Annotated in this window: 12 protein-coding genes; 6 read left to right on the forward strand and 6 right to left on the reverse strand. The window is 72.0% G+C overall.

What is annotated here, in order from left to right:
* Positions 1 to 180 precede the first annotated feature (180 nt).
* From purL to purB, 4 genes are all read right to left on the reverse strand, one after another.
* Entirely contained in the window at positions 181 to 2,460 is a 2,280-nt protein-coding gene (gene purL / locus E9998_RS17050; protein ID WP_136530900.1) for a phosphoribosylformylglycinamidine synthase subunit PurL, read from the reverse strand.
* Entirely contained in the window at positions 2,457 to 3,140 is a 684-nt protein-coding gene (gene purQ, locus E9998_RS17055; protein ID WP_136530901.1) for a phosphoribosylformylglycinamidine synthase subunit PurQ, read from the reverse strand. The genes purL and purQ overlap by 4 nt, the downstream gene beginning before the upstream one ends.
* Positions 3,137 to 3,412 carry a phosphoribosylformylglycinamidine synthase subunit PurS gene (gene purS, locus E9998_RS17060; RefSeq protein ID WP_136530902.1) on the reverse strand — a complete coding sequence of 92 codons (276 nt, stop codon included), beginning with the start codon at positions 3,410 to 3,412 and terminating at the stop codon, positions 3,137 to 3,139. Before purS ends, purQ begins: the two co-directional genes overlap by 4 nt.
* A gap of 104 nt (positions 3,413 to 3,516) precedes the next feature.
* On the reverse strand, positions 3,517 to 4,935 hold the full coding sequence (purB, locus tag E9998_RS17065) for an adenylosuccinate lyase (RefSeq protein ID WP_240037655.1): 1,419 nt from the start codon (positions 4,933 to 4,935) through the stop codon (positions 3,517 to 3,519).
* Between the two features lie 455 nt (positions 4,936 to 5,390).
* On the opposite strand from purB, the gene purD reads away from it, so the two are divergent.
* The gene (gene purD / locus E9998_RS17070; RefSeq protein WP_136530904.1) at positions 5,391 to 6,611 is read left to right on the forward strand and encodes a phosphoribosylamine--glycine ligase; all 1,221 of its coding nucleotides are present in this window, start codon (positions 5,391 to 5,393) and stop codon (positions 6,609 to 6,611) included.
* Positions 6,612 to 6,821: 210 nt separating this feature from the next.
* On the opposite strand, the gene E9998_RS17075 is transcribed toward purD, so the two are convergent.
* The gene (locus E9998_RS17075) at positions 6,822 to 8,045 is read right to left on the reverse strand and encodes an arginine deiminase (RefSeq protein ID WP_192907111.1); all 1,224 of its coding nucleotides are present in this window, start codon (positions 8,043 to 8,045) and stop codon (positions 6,822 to 6,824) included.
* 90 nt (positions 8,046 to 8,135) lie between these two features.
* Between E9998_RS17075 and E9998_RS17080 the strand changes: the two genes are divergently transcribed.
* Complete coding sequence (locus E9998_RS17080) at positions 8,136 to 8,597, forward strand: hypothetical protein (protein ID WP_136530905.1); 462 nt, start codon at positions 8,136 to 8,138, stop codon at positions 8,595 to 8,597.
* A 95-nt stretch (positions 8,598 to 8,692) separates the two neighbouring features.
* On the opposite strand, the gene E9998_RS17085 is transcribed toward E9998_RS17080, so the two are convergent.
* Positions 8,693 to 10,588: a hypothetical protein gene (locus E9998_RS17085; RefSeq protein ID WP_136530906.1), complete on the reverse strand. Its 1,896-nt coding sequence runs from the start codon at positions 10,586 to 10,588 to the stop codon at positions 8,693 to 8,695.
* A gap of 214 nt (positions 10,589 to 10,802) precedes the next feature.
* On the opposite strand from E9998_RS17085, the gene E9998_RS17090 reads away from it, so the two are divergent.
* The 4 genes from E9998_RS17090 to E9998_RS17105 all read left to right on the forward strand — a co-directional run bounded on the left by E9998_RS17090 (position 10,803) and on the right by E9998_RS17105 (position 15,174).
* A complete protein-coding gene (locus tag E9998_RS17090) occupies positions 10,803 to 11,744 on the forward strand; it encodes a hypothetical protein (RefSeq protein ID WP_136530907.1) in 942 nt (313 codons plus the stop codon).
* Positions 11,745 to 11,749: 5 nt separating this feature from the next.
* The gene (locus tag E9998_RS17095) at positions 11,750 to 12,295 is read left to right on the forward strand and encodes a hypothetical protein (protein ID WP_136530908.1); all 546 of its coding nucleotides are present in this window, start codon (positions 11,750 to 11,752) and stop codon (positions 12,293 to 12,295) included.
* Between the two features lie 319 nt (positions 12,296 to 12,614).
* A complete protein-coding gene (locus E9998_RS17100) occupies positions 12,615 to 13,598 on the forward strand; it encodes a serine hydrolase (RefSeq protein WP_136530909.1) in 984 nt (327 codons plus the stop codon).
* 214 nt (positions 13,599 to 13,812) lie between these two features.
* Positions 13,813 to 15,174 (forward strand): FAD-binding oxidoreductase, encoded by a 1,362-nt coding sequence (locus tag E9998_RS17105; RefSeq protein ID WP_136530910.1) that lies wholly within the window; start codon positions 13,813 to 13,815, stop codon positions 15,172 to 15,174.
* Positions 15,175 to 15,191: the final 17 nt, after the last annotated feature.

Raw genomic sequence — 15,191 nt, forward strand, 5'->3', positions numbered from 1 at the left:
AGAAACCCGCTTCAGGCTGGCTTCAAGTTCGTCCGGCTACTTTGGAAACCGGGGGCCCTTACCCAGAGGCGCGGCGCGTTCTCGTCGTGCGCCGAAACGGCTCGGCGAGAACGCGAACCGCCCCGGTGCGGTGCACCGGGGCGGTCGTGTCGCTCGGTCCTGCTTCGGATCGGGCCGGGGCTACTCGCCCAGGCGGGCGCCGATGCGGCCCTTCCAGGCCGCTTCGAGTTCGGCGCGGCCGATGTCGAAGTGGTCCCTCAGGTGCAGGCCGTCGGTGTTCGCGTCGGTCACGCCCAGGGGCGTGATCGGCAGGCCCCGCTGCTCGCACGCGGTGCGCACGGCGAGTTCCTGGCCGCGCGGGATCACCACGAGGACGCGCCCGGAGGACTCCGAGAACAGGTAGGTGAACGGGTCGGCGCCCTCGGGCAGGAGGATCTGCGCGCCGAGGCCGGAGTGGCAGATGGCCTCCACCATGGCCTGCGCGAGCCCGCCTTCGGAGAGGTCGTGCGCGGCCGCGAGCTGCTCGGTCCCGGCCAGGCGCGCCAGGAGCTCCGCCAGTTTCATCTCGTGGTCGAGGTCGACCTTCGGCGGGACCCCGCCGAGGTGGCCGTGCACGACGTTCGCCCACTCCGAGCCGGAGAGCTCGTCGAGGGTGGTGCCGATGAGGGCGATGGTGTCGCCGGTCTTGCCCAGCCCCAGCGGGATGCGGCGCGCGACGTCGTCGATCACGCCGAGGACGCCGAGGACGGGCGTCGGGTGGATCGCGTCGCGGCCGGTCTGGTTGTAGAACGACACGTTGCCGCCGGTCACCGGGATGCCGAGCTTCTGCGCTCCGTCGGCGATGCCGGTGACGGCCCGCTCGAACTGCCACATGACGTGCGGGTCCTCGGGCGAGCCGAAGTTGAGGCAGTCGCTGATGGCGATCGGGGTGGCGCCGGTGACGGCGACGTTCCGGTACGCCTCGGCGAGCGAGAGCTGCGCGCCGACGTACGGGTCGAGCCGCGCGAAGCGGCCGTTGCCGTCCAGGGAGATCGCGATGCCCACGCCGGTGCGCTCGTCGAGGCGGACGACGCCCGCGTCGTGCGGCGTGGCGAGCACGGTGTTGCCGAAGACCGACGAGTCGTACTGCTCGGTGATCCAGGACTTGTCGCACAGGTTCGGGCTCGCGGCCATGTCGAGGACGGTCTGGCGGATCTCCTCGTCGGTGGCCGGGCGCGGGAGCGTCTCGGCGCGGTCGACGCTGATGAGGCCCAGGTCGTTCGGTTCGGCCAGGGGCCGGTGGTAGACCGGGCCCTCGTCGGCGAGCGACTTCGGCGGGACGTCGACGACGGTCTGGCCGTGGAAGTCGACGACGAGCCGGCCGGAGCCGGTGACCGTGCCGATCGCGGTCGCCAGGAGGCCCCAGCGGTGCGAGCGGGCGAGGACCTCTTCGGCCTTGGCGGGGTCGACGATGAGGAGCATCCGCTCCTGCGACTCCGAGGCGAGGATGTCGTGCGGCTCCATGCCCTCGGCCCGCAGGGGGACGAGTTCGAGGTCGACGTGCATGCCGCCGTCCCCGGCCGCCGCGGTCTCGCTGAGGGCGCAGGTCAGGCCTGCGCCGCCGAGGTCCTGGACGCCGACGACGAGGCCGGCGTCGAACAGTTCGAGGCACACCTCGATGAGGAGCTTCTCGGTGAACGGGTCGCCGACCTGCACCGCGGGGCGCGCGTCGTCTTCGGCGTTCTCGGAGAAGGAGGCGCTGCCGAGGACGGAGACGCCCCCGATGCCGTCGAGTCCGGTCTTGGCGCCCAGGAGGATCACGACGTTGCCGGTGCCGCTGGCCTGCATGGACTGGAGGCGCGCGCGGGGCAGGACGCCCACGGCGAGCGCGTTGACCAGCGGGTTGCCCTGGTAGGACGGGTCGAAGTAGGTCTCGCCGCCGATGTTGGGCAGTCCGACGCAGTTGCCGTAGTGGCCGATGCCGTCGACGACGCCCGGGAGGACCCGGGCGGTGTCGGGATGGTCGATGGCGCCGAACCGCAGCGAGTCCATGACCGCGATCGGGCGGGCGCCCATGGCGATGATGTCGCGGATGATCCCGCCGACGCCGGTCGCCGCGCCCTGCTTCGGCTCCACGAAGGACGGGTGGTTGTGCGACTCGACCTTGAAGGTGACCGCGATGTTCTCGTCGATGGCGACGACGCCCGCGTTCTCCCCGATGCCCGCGAGCAGGCGCGGGGTCTTGGGGTTCTTCTGGCCGAACTGGCGCAGGTGCACCCGGCTCGACTTGTACGAGCAGTGCTCGGACCACATGATCGAGTACATGGCGAGCTCGGACTGGGTGGGGCGGCGGCCGAGGATCTCGCGGATCCGCTGGTACTCGTCGTCCTTGAGGCCCAGTTCGGCCCACGGCTGCTTCTCGTCGGGGGTCGCGTCGGCGACACCCACGGTGTCCACGGCGACGTTGAGGTCCCGTGTCATCGGCTCACTCCCTCGCTGAGGTGGGTCAGCACGGAGGCGACCACGCCGAGGCCGTCGGTGGACGGCCCGGTGAGCGCCTCGACGGCGTGCTCGGGGTGGGGCATGAGCCCCACGACGTTCCCGGCCTCGTTGGTCACCCCGGCGATGTCGCGCATCGACCCGTTCGGATTGTCGAGGTAGCGGAAGACGACGCGGCCGGTGCGTTCGAGTTCGTCGAGGGTCGCCTCGTCGGCGACGTACCGGCCCTCGCCGTGCTTGGCGGGGAAGACCACTTCGGTACCGGGCTCGTAGAGCCGGGTCCAGGCGGTCCGGTCGGTCTCCACTCGCAGGCGCGCGGGCCGGTTGCGGTAGCGCAGGTGGGCGTTGCGGACCAGCGCGCCGGGCAGCAGGTGCGACTCGCACAGCACCTGGAAGCCGTTGCAGACGCCCACGACGGGCATCCCGGCGCCGGCGGCGCGCTTGATCGAGTCCATCACCTGCGAGAACCGGGCGATGGCGCCGCAGCGCAGCGCGTCGCCGTAGGAGAACCCGCCGGGGAGGAACACGGCGTCGACGCCCGCGAGGGCGGTGTCGTCGTGCCACAGGCCCACCGGCTCGGCGCCGGCCAGGTGCACCGCGCGGGCGGCGTCCCGGTCGTCGAGCGAGCCGGGGAACGTCACGATCCCGATGCGGGCGCTCATGGGGCCCCGACCGGGCCGGTCTCGGTCGAGCCCTGCTCGATCGACACCGTGAAGTTCTCGATGACGGGGTTCGCCAGGAGCTGGTCGGCGATCACCCGCGACTGTTCTTCGATGTTCTGGGCGTGCTCGTCGAACTCGATCTCGACGCGCTTGCCGATGCGCACCGACGCCACATCGCCTACGCCGAGGCGGGGCAGCGCCCCCAGGACGGCCTCGCCCTGGGGGTCGAGGATTTCTGACTTCAGCATCACGTCGACCACTACACGGGCCACGGTCGCACTCCTGTCGGTCACATGGACGGGACAGGCCTAGCATATTCACGCCCCGTGACCTGGGCCAGCGCCGCGCTGCGGGGACGGTGCCAGGTCACAGCCCGTCAGAGGATGTCGCCGGGGCGGTAAGCGGCCGCCTCAGGGTGCGATTTCGCCGCCGAAGCCACTCTTTCGGCGACACGGTCGACCTGATCGCCTGCGGCGCCGATGAATTCACCCGTATTCGCGACGAGCGCATCCAGGCCGGCGCGGTCCATGGGGAGCCTGGGGTCGGCGGCGAGGCGGTCGAAGAGGTCGTTCTCGCGCAAGCCCTCTTCGCGCATGGCGCGGGCGACGGCGACGGCGTGTTCCTTGATGGCCTCGTGGGCGTCCTCGCGGCCCGCGCCCTGCTTGACGGCCTCCATGAGGACCTTCGTGGAGGTCAGGAAGGGGAGGGAGCGGTCGAGTTCGGCGCCGATGACGGCCGGGTAGGCCCCGAAGTTGTCGAGAATGGTGAGGAAGGTCTCATAGAGGCCGTCGACTGCGTAGAACAGGTCGGGCAGGGCGACCCGGCGGACCACCGAGCAGGACACGTCGCCCTCGTTCCACTGGTCTCCGGCGAGTTCGCCGAGCATCGCGGCGTACCCGCGGGCGACGACGGCGAGGCCGTTGACGCGCTCGGAGGAGCGGGTGTTCATCTTGTGCGGCATGGCGGACGAGCCGACCTGGCCGGGCATGAAGCCCTCGGTGGCGAGTTCGGCGCCGGCCATGAGCCGGATGGTGAGCGCGGTCGAGGAGGGCGCGGCGACGGCCTGCACGAGCGCGGAGCCGACCTCGTAGTCGAGCGAGCGCGGGTAGACCTGGCCGACGGAGTCGAAGACGCGCTCGAAGCCGAGGTGGGCGGCGACGCGGCGTTCGAGTTCGGCGAGCTTGGCGGTGTCGCCGTCGAAGAGGTCGAGCATGTCCTGGGCGGTGCCGACGGGGCCCTTGATGCCGCGCAGCGGGTAGCGGCGCAGCAGGTCCTCGATGCGGTCGTAGGCGGCCAGGAGCTCCTCGGCCCAGGTCGCGAAGCGCTTCCCGAGGGTGGTGGCCTGGGCGGGGACGTTGTGGCTGCGGCCGGTCATGACGAGGTCGCGGTACTGCTCGGCGCGGGCGGCGAGGCGCACGAGCGCGGACACGATCCGGTCGCGGACGAGTTCGAGGGACTGCCTGACCTGCATCTGCTCGACGTTCTCGGTGAGGTCGCGGCTGGTCATGCCCTTGTGGACGTGCTGGTGGCCGGCGAGGTCGGAGAACTCCTCGATGCGGGCCTTGACGTCGTGCTTGGTGACGCGCTCGCGCTCCGCGATCGAGGCGAGGTCGACCTGGTCGACGACGCGTTCGTAGGCGTCGACGACGCCTTCGGGGACGGTGACGCCGAGCTCGTGCTGGGCCTTGAGGACCGCGATCCACAGGCGGCGCTCGGCCTTGATCTTCCCGACGGGGTCCCAGATGTCGCGGATCTGGGCGGAGGCGTAACGCTCGGCGAGCACATTGGCAGTCACGCGCCCAATCATGGCACTACACGCGCCCGGGCCCGCAGGGTCGGCGCCCGACGGTGACCTGCGAGGCGGCGGGAGGTGTGATCTGCGCCCGCTCGCTCCGGAGCGCCCTCCCATCCCTTCGAGAGTTCGGTCAGGCCCGCGCCCGCCAGGAGCGCCCTGGTCGCAGCGGCGGGTGACGAGCGACGGCAAATCCTGGGACCGCTGTCGTAGGGGCGGCGCCGACCCGCCCTGTAAGGGTGGGTCACGGTTAGAGACCATCCCTATCCCCCACCCACCCTGGGGACCGTAGCGCCCACGATGCCGCCGAGGTCCGACAAGAACCCGGTCCCGCGCGCCTCATGTCACCCGAAAGAGGGAGGCCGGGCCCGCGGCGCGCGCCCGCGGGCGGTCCCGAGTGCCGGGAACCACTCGGCGTGGCGGTTAACCTGCACGTATCCGCACCGTAAACTGGCGGGGTGCGAGTACTCCTGATCGGCTCCGGCGGCCGCGAGCACGCCCTCGCGGCGGCCCTGGCCGAGGACGAATCCGTCACCAAGCTCATCTGCGCCCCGGGCAACCCCGGTATGGCCTCGCTGGGCGAGTGCGTCCCGGTGAACCAGACCGACCCGGCCGCCGTCGCCTCGCTGGCGGTGACCGCCGCGGCCGACCTCGTCATCGTCGGCCCCGAGGCGCCGCTCGTCGCGGGCGTCGCCGACGCGGTCCGCGCGAAGGGTATTCCGGTCTACGGGCCCAGCGGCGCGGCCGCCCGAATTGAGGGCTCGAAGGCCTTCGCGAAAGAGATCATGGCCGCCGCGGGCGTGCCGACCGCCGCCGCCCGGGTCTGCAAGACCCGCGAGGAGGCAGAGGCCGCGCTCGACGAGTTCGGCGCCCCTTACGTCGTCAAGGACGACGGCCTCGCCGCAGGCAAGGGCGTCGTCGTCACCGAGGACCGCGAGCAGGCCCTGGCCCACGCACTCGAATGCGAACGGGTCGTCATCGAGGAGTACCTCGACGGCCCCGAGGTCTCGCTGTTCGTCATCAGCGACGGCACCACCGCGAGGGCGATGCTGCCCGCGCAGGACTTCAAGCGCATCGGCGACGGCGGCACCGGCCCGAACACCGGCGGCATGGGCGCCTACACGCCGCTGCCGTGGGCCCCGGACGACCTGGTCGCCGAGGTCATGGAGCGCGTCGCGGAGCCGACCCTGGCCGAGCTGGCCGGGCGCGGCATCCCGTTCGTCGGCACCCTGTACTGCGGCCTGGCACTGACCTCCAAGGGCCTCAAGGTGGTCGAGTTCAACGCCCGCTTCGGCGACCCGGAGATCCAGGCGGTGCTCGCGCTCCTGGAGACCCCGCTCGGCGGGCTCCTGCACGCCGCCGCGACCGGGAAGCTCGACTCGGTCGGCTCCCTGTGGTGGCGCGAGGGCGCGGCGGTGTGCGTCGTGGTCTCGAACGAGGGCTACCCGGGCGACACCGTCACCGGCCGCCCGCTGTACGGCGCGGACGCCGACGGCGTCCTCCACGCGGGCACCGCGATCGACGCCTCGGGCCAGCTCATCGCCACCGGCGGCCGGGTCCTCGGCTGCGTGGGCACCGGCAAGTCCGTGGCCCAGGCCCGCCAGGAGGCCTATGCGATCACCGAGGGCGTCAAGCTCGAAGGCGGCTACTACCGCACGGACATCGCCGCGAACCTCTAAGCGACACAAGCAGAACGCGAGGCCGCGCCCCGTCGGGGCGCGGCCTCGCGGCGTGTCAGCGGCCGATCCTCCGGCGCAGGTCGTTGAGGTAATGGTTGCCGTGCAACTGCGGATGCGCCTCGTACAGCAGGGCGAACGCGCCGGCCACGATCTGCTCGACCAGGTCGGCGAACTCGATCTCGGAGAGGCGGCCCCTGCGGGCCGCTCTCCTCAGGCACTGACGAGGAGGTCCCGGGAGATCGGGCAGGACATGCAGCGGGGGCCGCCGCGGCCGGAGCCGAGTTCGGAGCCGGCGATGGTCATGACCTTGACGCCTTCGCGTTCGAGGCGGGCGTTGGTGACCGTGTTGCGCTCGTAGGCGACCGCGATGCCGGGGGCGAGGGCGAGGGTGTTGTTGCCGTCGTCCCACTGCTCGCGTTCGGCGGTGACCATGTCCCGCTCGCCGGTGTGGATGATCTCGACGGCGTCGACGCCGATCGCGTCGGCCGCGGCTTCCAGGAAGCGCCTGGGGCCCTTGATGTCGAGGCTCTCGCCGCCGTCGGCGCTGGTGAGCGTGTACGCGTTGAGGCGGCGCTCGGCCGGGGCGTACATGACCATGCGGTCGCGGTCGACCATGGTGCAGACGGTGTCGAGGTGCATCGTGGCGCGCCGCTGCGCGATCGGCACCACCAGTACCGTGTGGACGGTGCCGCGTTCAAAGGCCCTGCGAGCCAGGCGCTCCGCCCCGGCGGGAGTGGTGCGCTCGCCCACGCCGACTGCGAGCACGCCGGGGGCGAGGGCGAGGACGTCGCCGCCTTCGAGGTGCTCCAGGGACGGGTCGTACAGCTTCGGGACGGCGGCGAAGCGCGGGTGGTGGTGGTAGATGATGCCGGTGAGCGTGGTCTCGCGGCGGCGGGCGGGCATCGCGAGGCTGGTCACGGCCACCGCGTCGCCGACCCACACCGAGGAATCCCGGGTGAACATCATGTTCGGCAGCGGGTCGATGACGAAGTCGGTTGGGCCCATCATCTTGTGCCGCAGGCTCCGCGAAGTGCCGAACTCCTCTGTGGTCAGTCCTTCGATGAGGACGGCGGCGAGCCGTTCGGGTTCGAGGTCGGCGAGGCGGCCGACGAGCTCGGAGCGGAGGGTCTGGCCCAGGCGCGGGTCGGCGGCGACCGAGACCGTCACGGCTTCACGGGCTTCGGGCGTCTCGAAGCACTCGGCGAGCAGTTCGGCGACGTAGAGGACCTCGACGCCCTGATCGCGGAGCGTGCCGGCGAAGCGGTCGTGTTCGGCCTGTGCGCGTTCGACCCACGGGATGCCGTCGAAGAGCAGTGCGCCGGTGTTGCGAGGGGTGAGGCGGCGCAGTTCGCCTCCGGGCCGGTGGAGCATGACGCTGCGAAGGCGCCCCACCTCGGAATCGACTCCGTATGCGGGCACGTCGTTGGCACTCATGACCCGAGGGTAGACGCGCGGGGGACGAAGATCAACTTTTCTCTGTTAACGTGGATCGACTGAGCGTTACGACTACCCCCGGGACGCCCATTGACGCAACTCGAACTCGTCATCCCGCTCCGCGCCAAAACGGCAGGGGCCGATGGCAGGTGGCTGGACCCGGCGCTGTCCGCCTGGCGCAGCGCCGTGCTCGCGAGCGCCGACCCGTGCCTGCTGCTGGCGGCGGACACGCGGATCGTCGCGATCTCGCGCGAGGCGCGGCACGCCCTCGGCTTCAGCCCCGAGGTGGACGCGGCGATGCCGCGCTTTCTCGATGCGGGCCTTCGGTTCCTGGACTTCACCGCGGGCGGCCACCCGCTCGTGGACGCCGAGCTCGCGCGGCTCGCGCCGGTGCAGGCGCTCCAGACGGACACGTTGGAGCGCAGCCTCATGCGGATCGACCACCGCGGCGTGCACCGCACCTTCGACATGACCGCCTCGCCGCTGCACTCGCCGCCGCGCCTGGACGCGGTCGGCTCCCTGACGTTCCTCAACCCGATGGGGCCCTCGTGAGCAAAGCTCGCAAAAGCTTAGATTGTCGCACTCCCCTGGTACTTTCGAACCAGGGGTCCCTTAGAGGACATATCCGGAATATGCGAAATATGGGCTTATAACGGGTTGAGGTCGTAGACGATCGCCGTCTCGGTCCGCTCCACTTCGACGCCGAACGGGTCGGTCGCGGTGTCCATGCCGGACCAGTCGCTGCCTGGGAGCGTGTTGAGCTGGACCACGACGGTCTCGATGCCCGCGTCCCGCAGGGCGTCGATCGCCGCCTGGTCCGGGAAGCCCATCGACATCGAGCGGATGCCCTCCTGCTCGTGCGGCGTGAACGCGGCGACGCCGTTGGCGACCTCCACGAACCCGTCGATGCTCCAGTACTGCACCTTCGTGTCGCCCCCGCCCGCGGGCAGGAACAGGACCGGGCCTTCCAGCGACGACATGTCGACCGGGGCCTGCGGCACCGGCACGTACGGCGCGACCGTCAGGCCCTCCCACAGCACCAGGCCGATCGGCAGGAACAGCAGCGCGTGCACCCGCTTGGGCGCCTTCACCTTCAGCCGCTTGTCGACGCGCGCCCTATGCGAGACCTCGTCGGCCTCGTCGGCGATCCGCGTCAGCGTCCCCGCCGCCAGCACCGCCATGATCAGCGTCAAGTACAGGACGAGGCGCCCCGGCGTGCGGATCGCGCTCCAGCCCGGCGCGTACTCGTACAGCAGCGCCCACGCCCACGACCCGTGGTCGAGGAAGTTCGGCCCCATGCTGATCGCGAACACCACCCCGCCGCCCAGGGCCAGCCAGAACCGCTGCCAACCCGACCAGCACGACCAGATGAGCCCCGCGACCGCCAGCGCGGTCAGCGTGAAGCCCACCAGGAGCGCCTGCTCGGGCGCCCACGTCAGGTCGGCGCGCGCCGCCTCGTGCGCCGCGCCCCACACGCGCGACTCCTGCGGCGCGATGATGAAGCTCTGCCATGTCGGGCTGAACCACGAGATGTACTCGGCGTCGCGCACCGACTCGGGGTAGTTCTGGGCGACGACCGCGTGCTTGTCGGCGATCCACAGGACGCCGAGGCTGAACACGGCGCCCCCGATGCCGTCGGCGGCCAACGTCTGCCAGCGCAGCCGCGGCCGGAGCACGAGCCAGTGGAGGCCGACGACCACACCGATGCCGAGCAGGAGGTAGACGAAGGGGATGCCGAGTCCGGCGCCGATGGCGAACTGCCACAGGGCGGTGAGCCATCCGGCGATGATCCAGCCGGGGCGCTGGCGTTCGGCCTTGAAGCCGCCGCGCAGGGACCAGCCGTGGCCGCGGGCGAGCATCGCCAGGGCGAGTGCGATGCCGCCGCAGGAGAGCACCTGGAGGTGTCCGGCCTGGCCGAGTTTCCAGGGGGCGTAGGCGAATGCGGCGGCGGCGACGGCGGAGCCGGCGACGCGGGCGCCGAGTTGGCGCAGGAGGGCGTACGCGCCGAGGAAGGCGAGGGCGAAGGTGCCGATGTAGAGGAGGTTGTAGACGACGAGCGCGCTGGCGGGGCTGGTGGCGAAGAGGGCGAGGGGCGCGTAGCCGAGGAGGGTGTCGGTGAAGAGGTAGGCGTCGGTGAGGGGCCAGAAGCTGTTGGTGTCCCAGATGCCCGCGGGGTTGTCGAGGAGGGCGTGGCCGACCCAGCCGAGGATGTAGGTGAGGAGGAGGGGGTCGCCGGTGTCGTGTGGGATGACCTCGTCGAGTTTCGTGGCGAGGGGCCAGGTCATGGCGACGGCGAGGAGGACGCTGAAGAGGGCGGCGAGGGTCCATTCGCTGCGTGCGGCGCGGGCGAGGGTGCGGCCGATTGCGCTCAGGCGTCCGGGGCGTGCGGGCGGGGCGGCCGGGTCGCCGTCGGCGAAGCGCCGCCAGCGGTCGGGGTCGTCGTCGGTGGCCGCCGGTGCGGCGTCCGCGGGCGCGGCGGGGTCCGGTGCCGGTGCGGCGTCGGGCTCGCGTTCGTCCTCGGACTCGGGTTTCGTGATCGCCATGGGGTACTCGCGGTCTCGCTCGGTGCTGTCTGGGCACATCCTACGGAGGCCGGCGGGGGCGGGTCCGGGCGCATGAGCGCGGCGGCGCGAATCGCGGGGGTGGAGGGCCGTCACCTTTCGGGCCCGGCCTCGTTGAAAGGGGTTGAGACCTGATTCGCGCGGCCGGTCGGTCGGCACGGCACCCACACCAAGACGCAGTTGGAGAGACGCAGGCATGGGAAGACACACCACGAAGCTCGGTCAGCAGTCCCGTGCTCAGACGCGTCCCCCACTGCCGTACCCGGTGAACGACGGCCGGGTGCCGCCGGTGATCCAGGAGGCGATGGACCGGCGGGCGCAGCGGCGCCGGTCGCGTCTGGCGGCGCTGTCTGCGGCGTCGATGCTGGCCATCGGCGGTGCGGCGGGGATGAGCATGGCGACGGCGGACGAGCCTGAGGCGGGCGGCGGCGGCGAGATCGTCTTCAGCGGCGACTGCGGCGCGCTGGGCCTGGTGTCGGCGACGTCGATCCCGGACTCCTCCGAGGTGACGGTGGAGCGGGGTTCGCAGGTCCGCTACAGCAACGACCTTGGCACGGACGCGCAGCTGCATGTGGGCGACGAGGTGTACGACATCGGCGCGGGCGCGACGCAGGTGTTCGAGATGAACCGGTCGGCCGAGGTGGCGATGGTGCCCTCCTGCCACGGCCTGTTCGCCGAGTACGAGTCGGCGCAGGTGAAGGTGGTCGAGCCGCAGGCCGAGGAGGCGCCGTCGACTGACGGGGACGGGTCGGGCACGGAGGTCCACGAGCTGCCCGCGCCGGACGAGGACGACGCGCCGCAGGACTCGGGCGAGGGCGAGGACGCCGGCGTGGACGACGCCGCGGGCCGCCAGGGCCAGGAGGGCGGTCTCGAAGCGGAGGGCACCGCGGAGGCCGAGGCTTCCGAGCCGGCCGCCGACGAGGAGGTCAACGCGTTCGGTCCGCCGCCGGGCTCGGAGGAGGACACGGCCGCGGGCGACGACTACGCGATCGACGCGGAGGAGATCGTGGCGGTGGACCCGAAGGCGGTGGCCGACGGCGCGAACGGCCTGCTGGCGCTGGTCGCGATCATCTGCCTGGTGGGTGTGGCCGCGGCGGTGGCGCGCACCCTGCTGAAGCAGCGGGCGGCGGCGGCGTGAGGGCCGTGCTCGAAAGCACCATGCCCGAGAGGGCGACGGTCGTGAAGGCGACGGTTGAAAGGGCCACGGTCGAGAAGGTGCCGGTCGACCGGGCCGCGTTCGCAAGGGCCACAGCCGAAGGAACGACGGTCGTGCGGGTGCCTTCGGCGCGCGGCGCCGTCGCGGTGTCGCACCGGGCCGAACCGCTCGCCCCGCCTGCGCTGCCGCGGGTGCAGATCTGCGGTTCGCAGGCGGCGGTCCAGGCCCACGGCCCGCAGGCCTCGCCGTGGGTGCCGTCCGGGCGGGTGCGCAATCGCCGCGACCGGCAGCGGGCGGTGCGGGCCGGGGTGCACGGCGCAGAGCCGCGTCCGGCGCGCGAGGCGCGTGGGCGCAGGCCCGAGCCGAAGCCGGTGTCGCCGACGGTGCTGGCCCCGTGGACCAGGTCGTTCGCGGCAACCTCGCTCGGACCGCTGCCGTTCGCGGCGGCGACCGGGCCCGCGCCCTTCGGGGCGCCCGAGCCGTCGGGGCCGCAGCGGTGCGGCCCGGGGAGCGGCGCGGTGGAGTCTCCGTGAGGCGCCGGGCGTCGGGCGCTCGTTGATGGCAATTCCTCCCCAGGTCCCATTCCGAAGACCCGATCCGGTGCCTCACGGCCCCGCCTGAATACCGAGCTTTCGAAGCGCCCGCCGTGCGGTGGGCGCTTCGGCGTTTGCAGACCGGGGTGCGAAGGGGGATCATTGGGGCAGCAGGGGCGGGTGCCGGGTAACGGTGTGCGTTGTGCAACCGTTACGGAACTCTCCTTCAACCCTGCTTGTGGTCACTGACGTGACTGCTTTAGCGTGGGCCGCAGTACTTCGTCCGCGTCCCCCGCATTGAAGAGTCAGGTTCCCAGCTGTGTCCTCCAAGCCCACCACCTCGCGGCGGCTTTGGCCCTACCTCGCCGTCCCGGCCGTCGCCGTGCTCGCCGCCGGGGCGATCTACTTCACCGGCTTCTCCGGCGACGACGGCGGCTCGGGCGGCGCCGACCAGGAGACCCTGCCCGGTTCGCAGGCGAACGAGTCGGACCTGTCCGACTCGACGCTCCAGCCCACCGACGAGGAGCTGCGCGAGGCCGCCCAGGCGAAGTTGCAGGGCGCGCTCGACGAAGCGGTCGGCGAGTACGTCGCGGGCCTGGAGGACGAGAACTTCTACGCGTCGGTCGCGGTTGACGACGGGGAGTTCCAGCTCGACTACGACGGCGAGGTCCAGTACGACACGGCCTCGATCGTCAAGGTCGAGATCCTCACGATGGTGCTGGAGGAGTACGGCACGCTCGACCAGGTCCCGGACTGGCTCCTGGACCGCGCCGAGCTGATGATCCGCAACTCCGACAACGACGCCACCAACGACATGCTCTACGGCGGGACCTTCGACGACGGCCACGCGGCGATCGCCCAGGCGCACATCGACTTCGGCCTGGAGCACACGAACCCGAACGAGACCGAGCAGTGGGGCAAGACCCAGACGACCGCCGTCGACCAGCTGCGGGTGCTCGAGCTCGCGCTGTTCGAGGACGGCGGGGTGCTCGACGCCGAGCAGGTCGAGTTCGCGCGGTCGCTCATGGGCGACCTGGCCGGCTTCCAGCAGTGGGGCGTCTCGGCGGCGGCGCACGAGGGCGAGACCGTGTGGATGAAGAACGGCTGGGACACGCGCGACGTCATGGGCGGCGAATGGGTCGTCAACTCGATCGGCGTCATCGCCGGCGACACCGAGACCCCGATCTCGGTCTCCATCCTCACCGGCGGCTCCGCCTCCGACGGCGAGGGCATCGAGCGGGTCGAAGAGCTCGCGAAGATCATCCGCGAGGTCGTCGACACCGACCCGTACGCGGAGGAGTAGACGCCGCCCGGCCCTTCCGGGTCGCTTCCCCGACCGCCTGAAACGCGAGTGCCGTCGGGCGGGGTTCACACGATCGGTCGACTTGCGGGCGTGCGCAGGCGCGCGGGCCCGCGAATTGTCGTACCCGCGCGCGACGGTGGAGGCACTTCCCAGGGTGGGCGGGGACTGCGGGGGCTGCGGGCCGAGGGGCGGCACGCGGCCTTACCCTTCCGGGATGAGCGATCCCATCACCGCGCTGGCCGCGGCGGGCCTGGCGCCGGTCACCGATCCGGACGTCCTGGCCGCCCACTCGCAGGACCACGCGGGCCTCGTGCCGCCCGGGGCGGCGCTGGCGCTCGTGCGCGCACGCGCCACCGAGGACGTGTCCGCGGTCCTGCGGATCGTCTCCGAGTACGGCGTTCCCGTGGTGCCGCAAGGGGCCCGGACCGGGCTCGCCGGGGCGGCGACCGCCGTTGACGGCGCGGTGCTCCTCGACCTCTCCGGGATGGACCGCATCCTGTCGATCGACCCGGTCGACCGGCTCGCGGTCTGCCAGCCGGGGGTCCTCAACGCCGCGGTCTCGGCCGCCGCCGCCGAGCACGGCCTGCGCTACAGCCCCGACCCCGGCTCGTGGCAGATCTCCACGGTCGGCGGGAACATCGCCACCGCCGCGGGCGGCATGTGCTGCGTCAAGTACGGGACGACCCCCGAATACGTGCTCGGCCTCGAAGTCGTGCTCGCCTCCGGCGAGGTCATGCGCTGCGGCCGGCGCACCGCCAAAGGCGTCGCCGGGTACGACCTGGTGCGCCTGTTCTGCGGGTCCGAGGGGACGCTCGGGGTCGTCACCGAGGCGACGCTGAAGCTCTCGCCGATTCCGGCGCAGCGGCTCACCCTCGCCGCGGTCTTCGCGACCACCGCCGACGCCGGGCGCGCCGTCACCGCGATCATGGCCTCGGGCGCGCAGCCGAGCCTGCTCGAACTCATCGACAACACCCACCTGCGGGCCCTGGAGGACCTGCGGCCCATGGGACTGCCGACCGAGGCCGCCGCGCTCCTGCTGGTGTGCGCCGACGCCGACCCCGCCGCCGAGCTCGCGGCCATCGAGGGCCTCTGCGAGGCCGCCGGCGCCACCGAGGTCTACCGGGCCACCGACGCCGCGGAGGCCGACGCGCTGCTCCAGTCGCGGCGGGACGCCTACCACGCCATGGAGAAGCTCGGGACCGTGCTCGTCGACGACGTGGCCGTGCCGCGCGCCCGCCTCGCCGAGGCCCTCGACGGCGTCCAGGCCGCGGCCGAACGCCACGGCGTCCTCATCGGCGTCATCGCCCACGCCGGGGACGGGAACCTGCACCCCAACATCATCGTCCACCCCGAGGACCCGGCCTCGCTCGCCGCCGGGAAGGCCGCGTTCGACGAGATCCTCGCGATGGCGCTCGCCATGGGCGGCACCATCACCGGCGAGCACGGCGTCGGGCTGCTCAAACGCGACTGGCTGGAACGGGAACTCGACCCCGTGAACCTCGCGGTGCAGCGGCGGCTGAAGCACGCGCTCGACCCGCTCGGCATCCTCAACCCCGGCAAGGTCATCGCGCACTGACCGGATCGGGGACGACG

Source organism: Glycomyces paridis (genome assembly GCF_004912155.1).
GTDB classification, from domain to species: domain Bacteria; phylum Actinomycetota; class Actinomycetes; order Mycobacteriales; family Micromonosporaceae; genus Glycomyces; species Glycomyces paridis.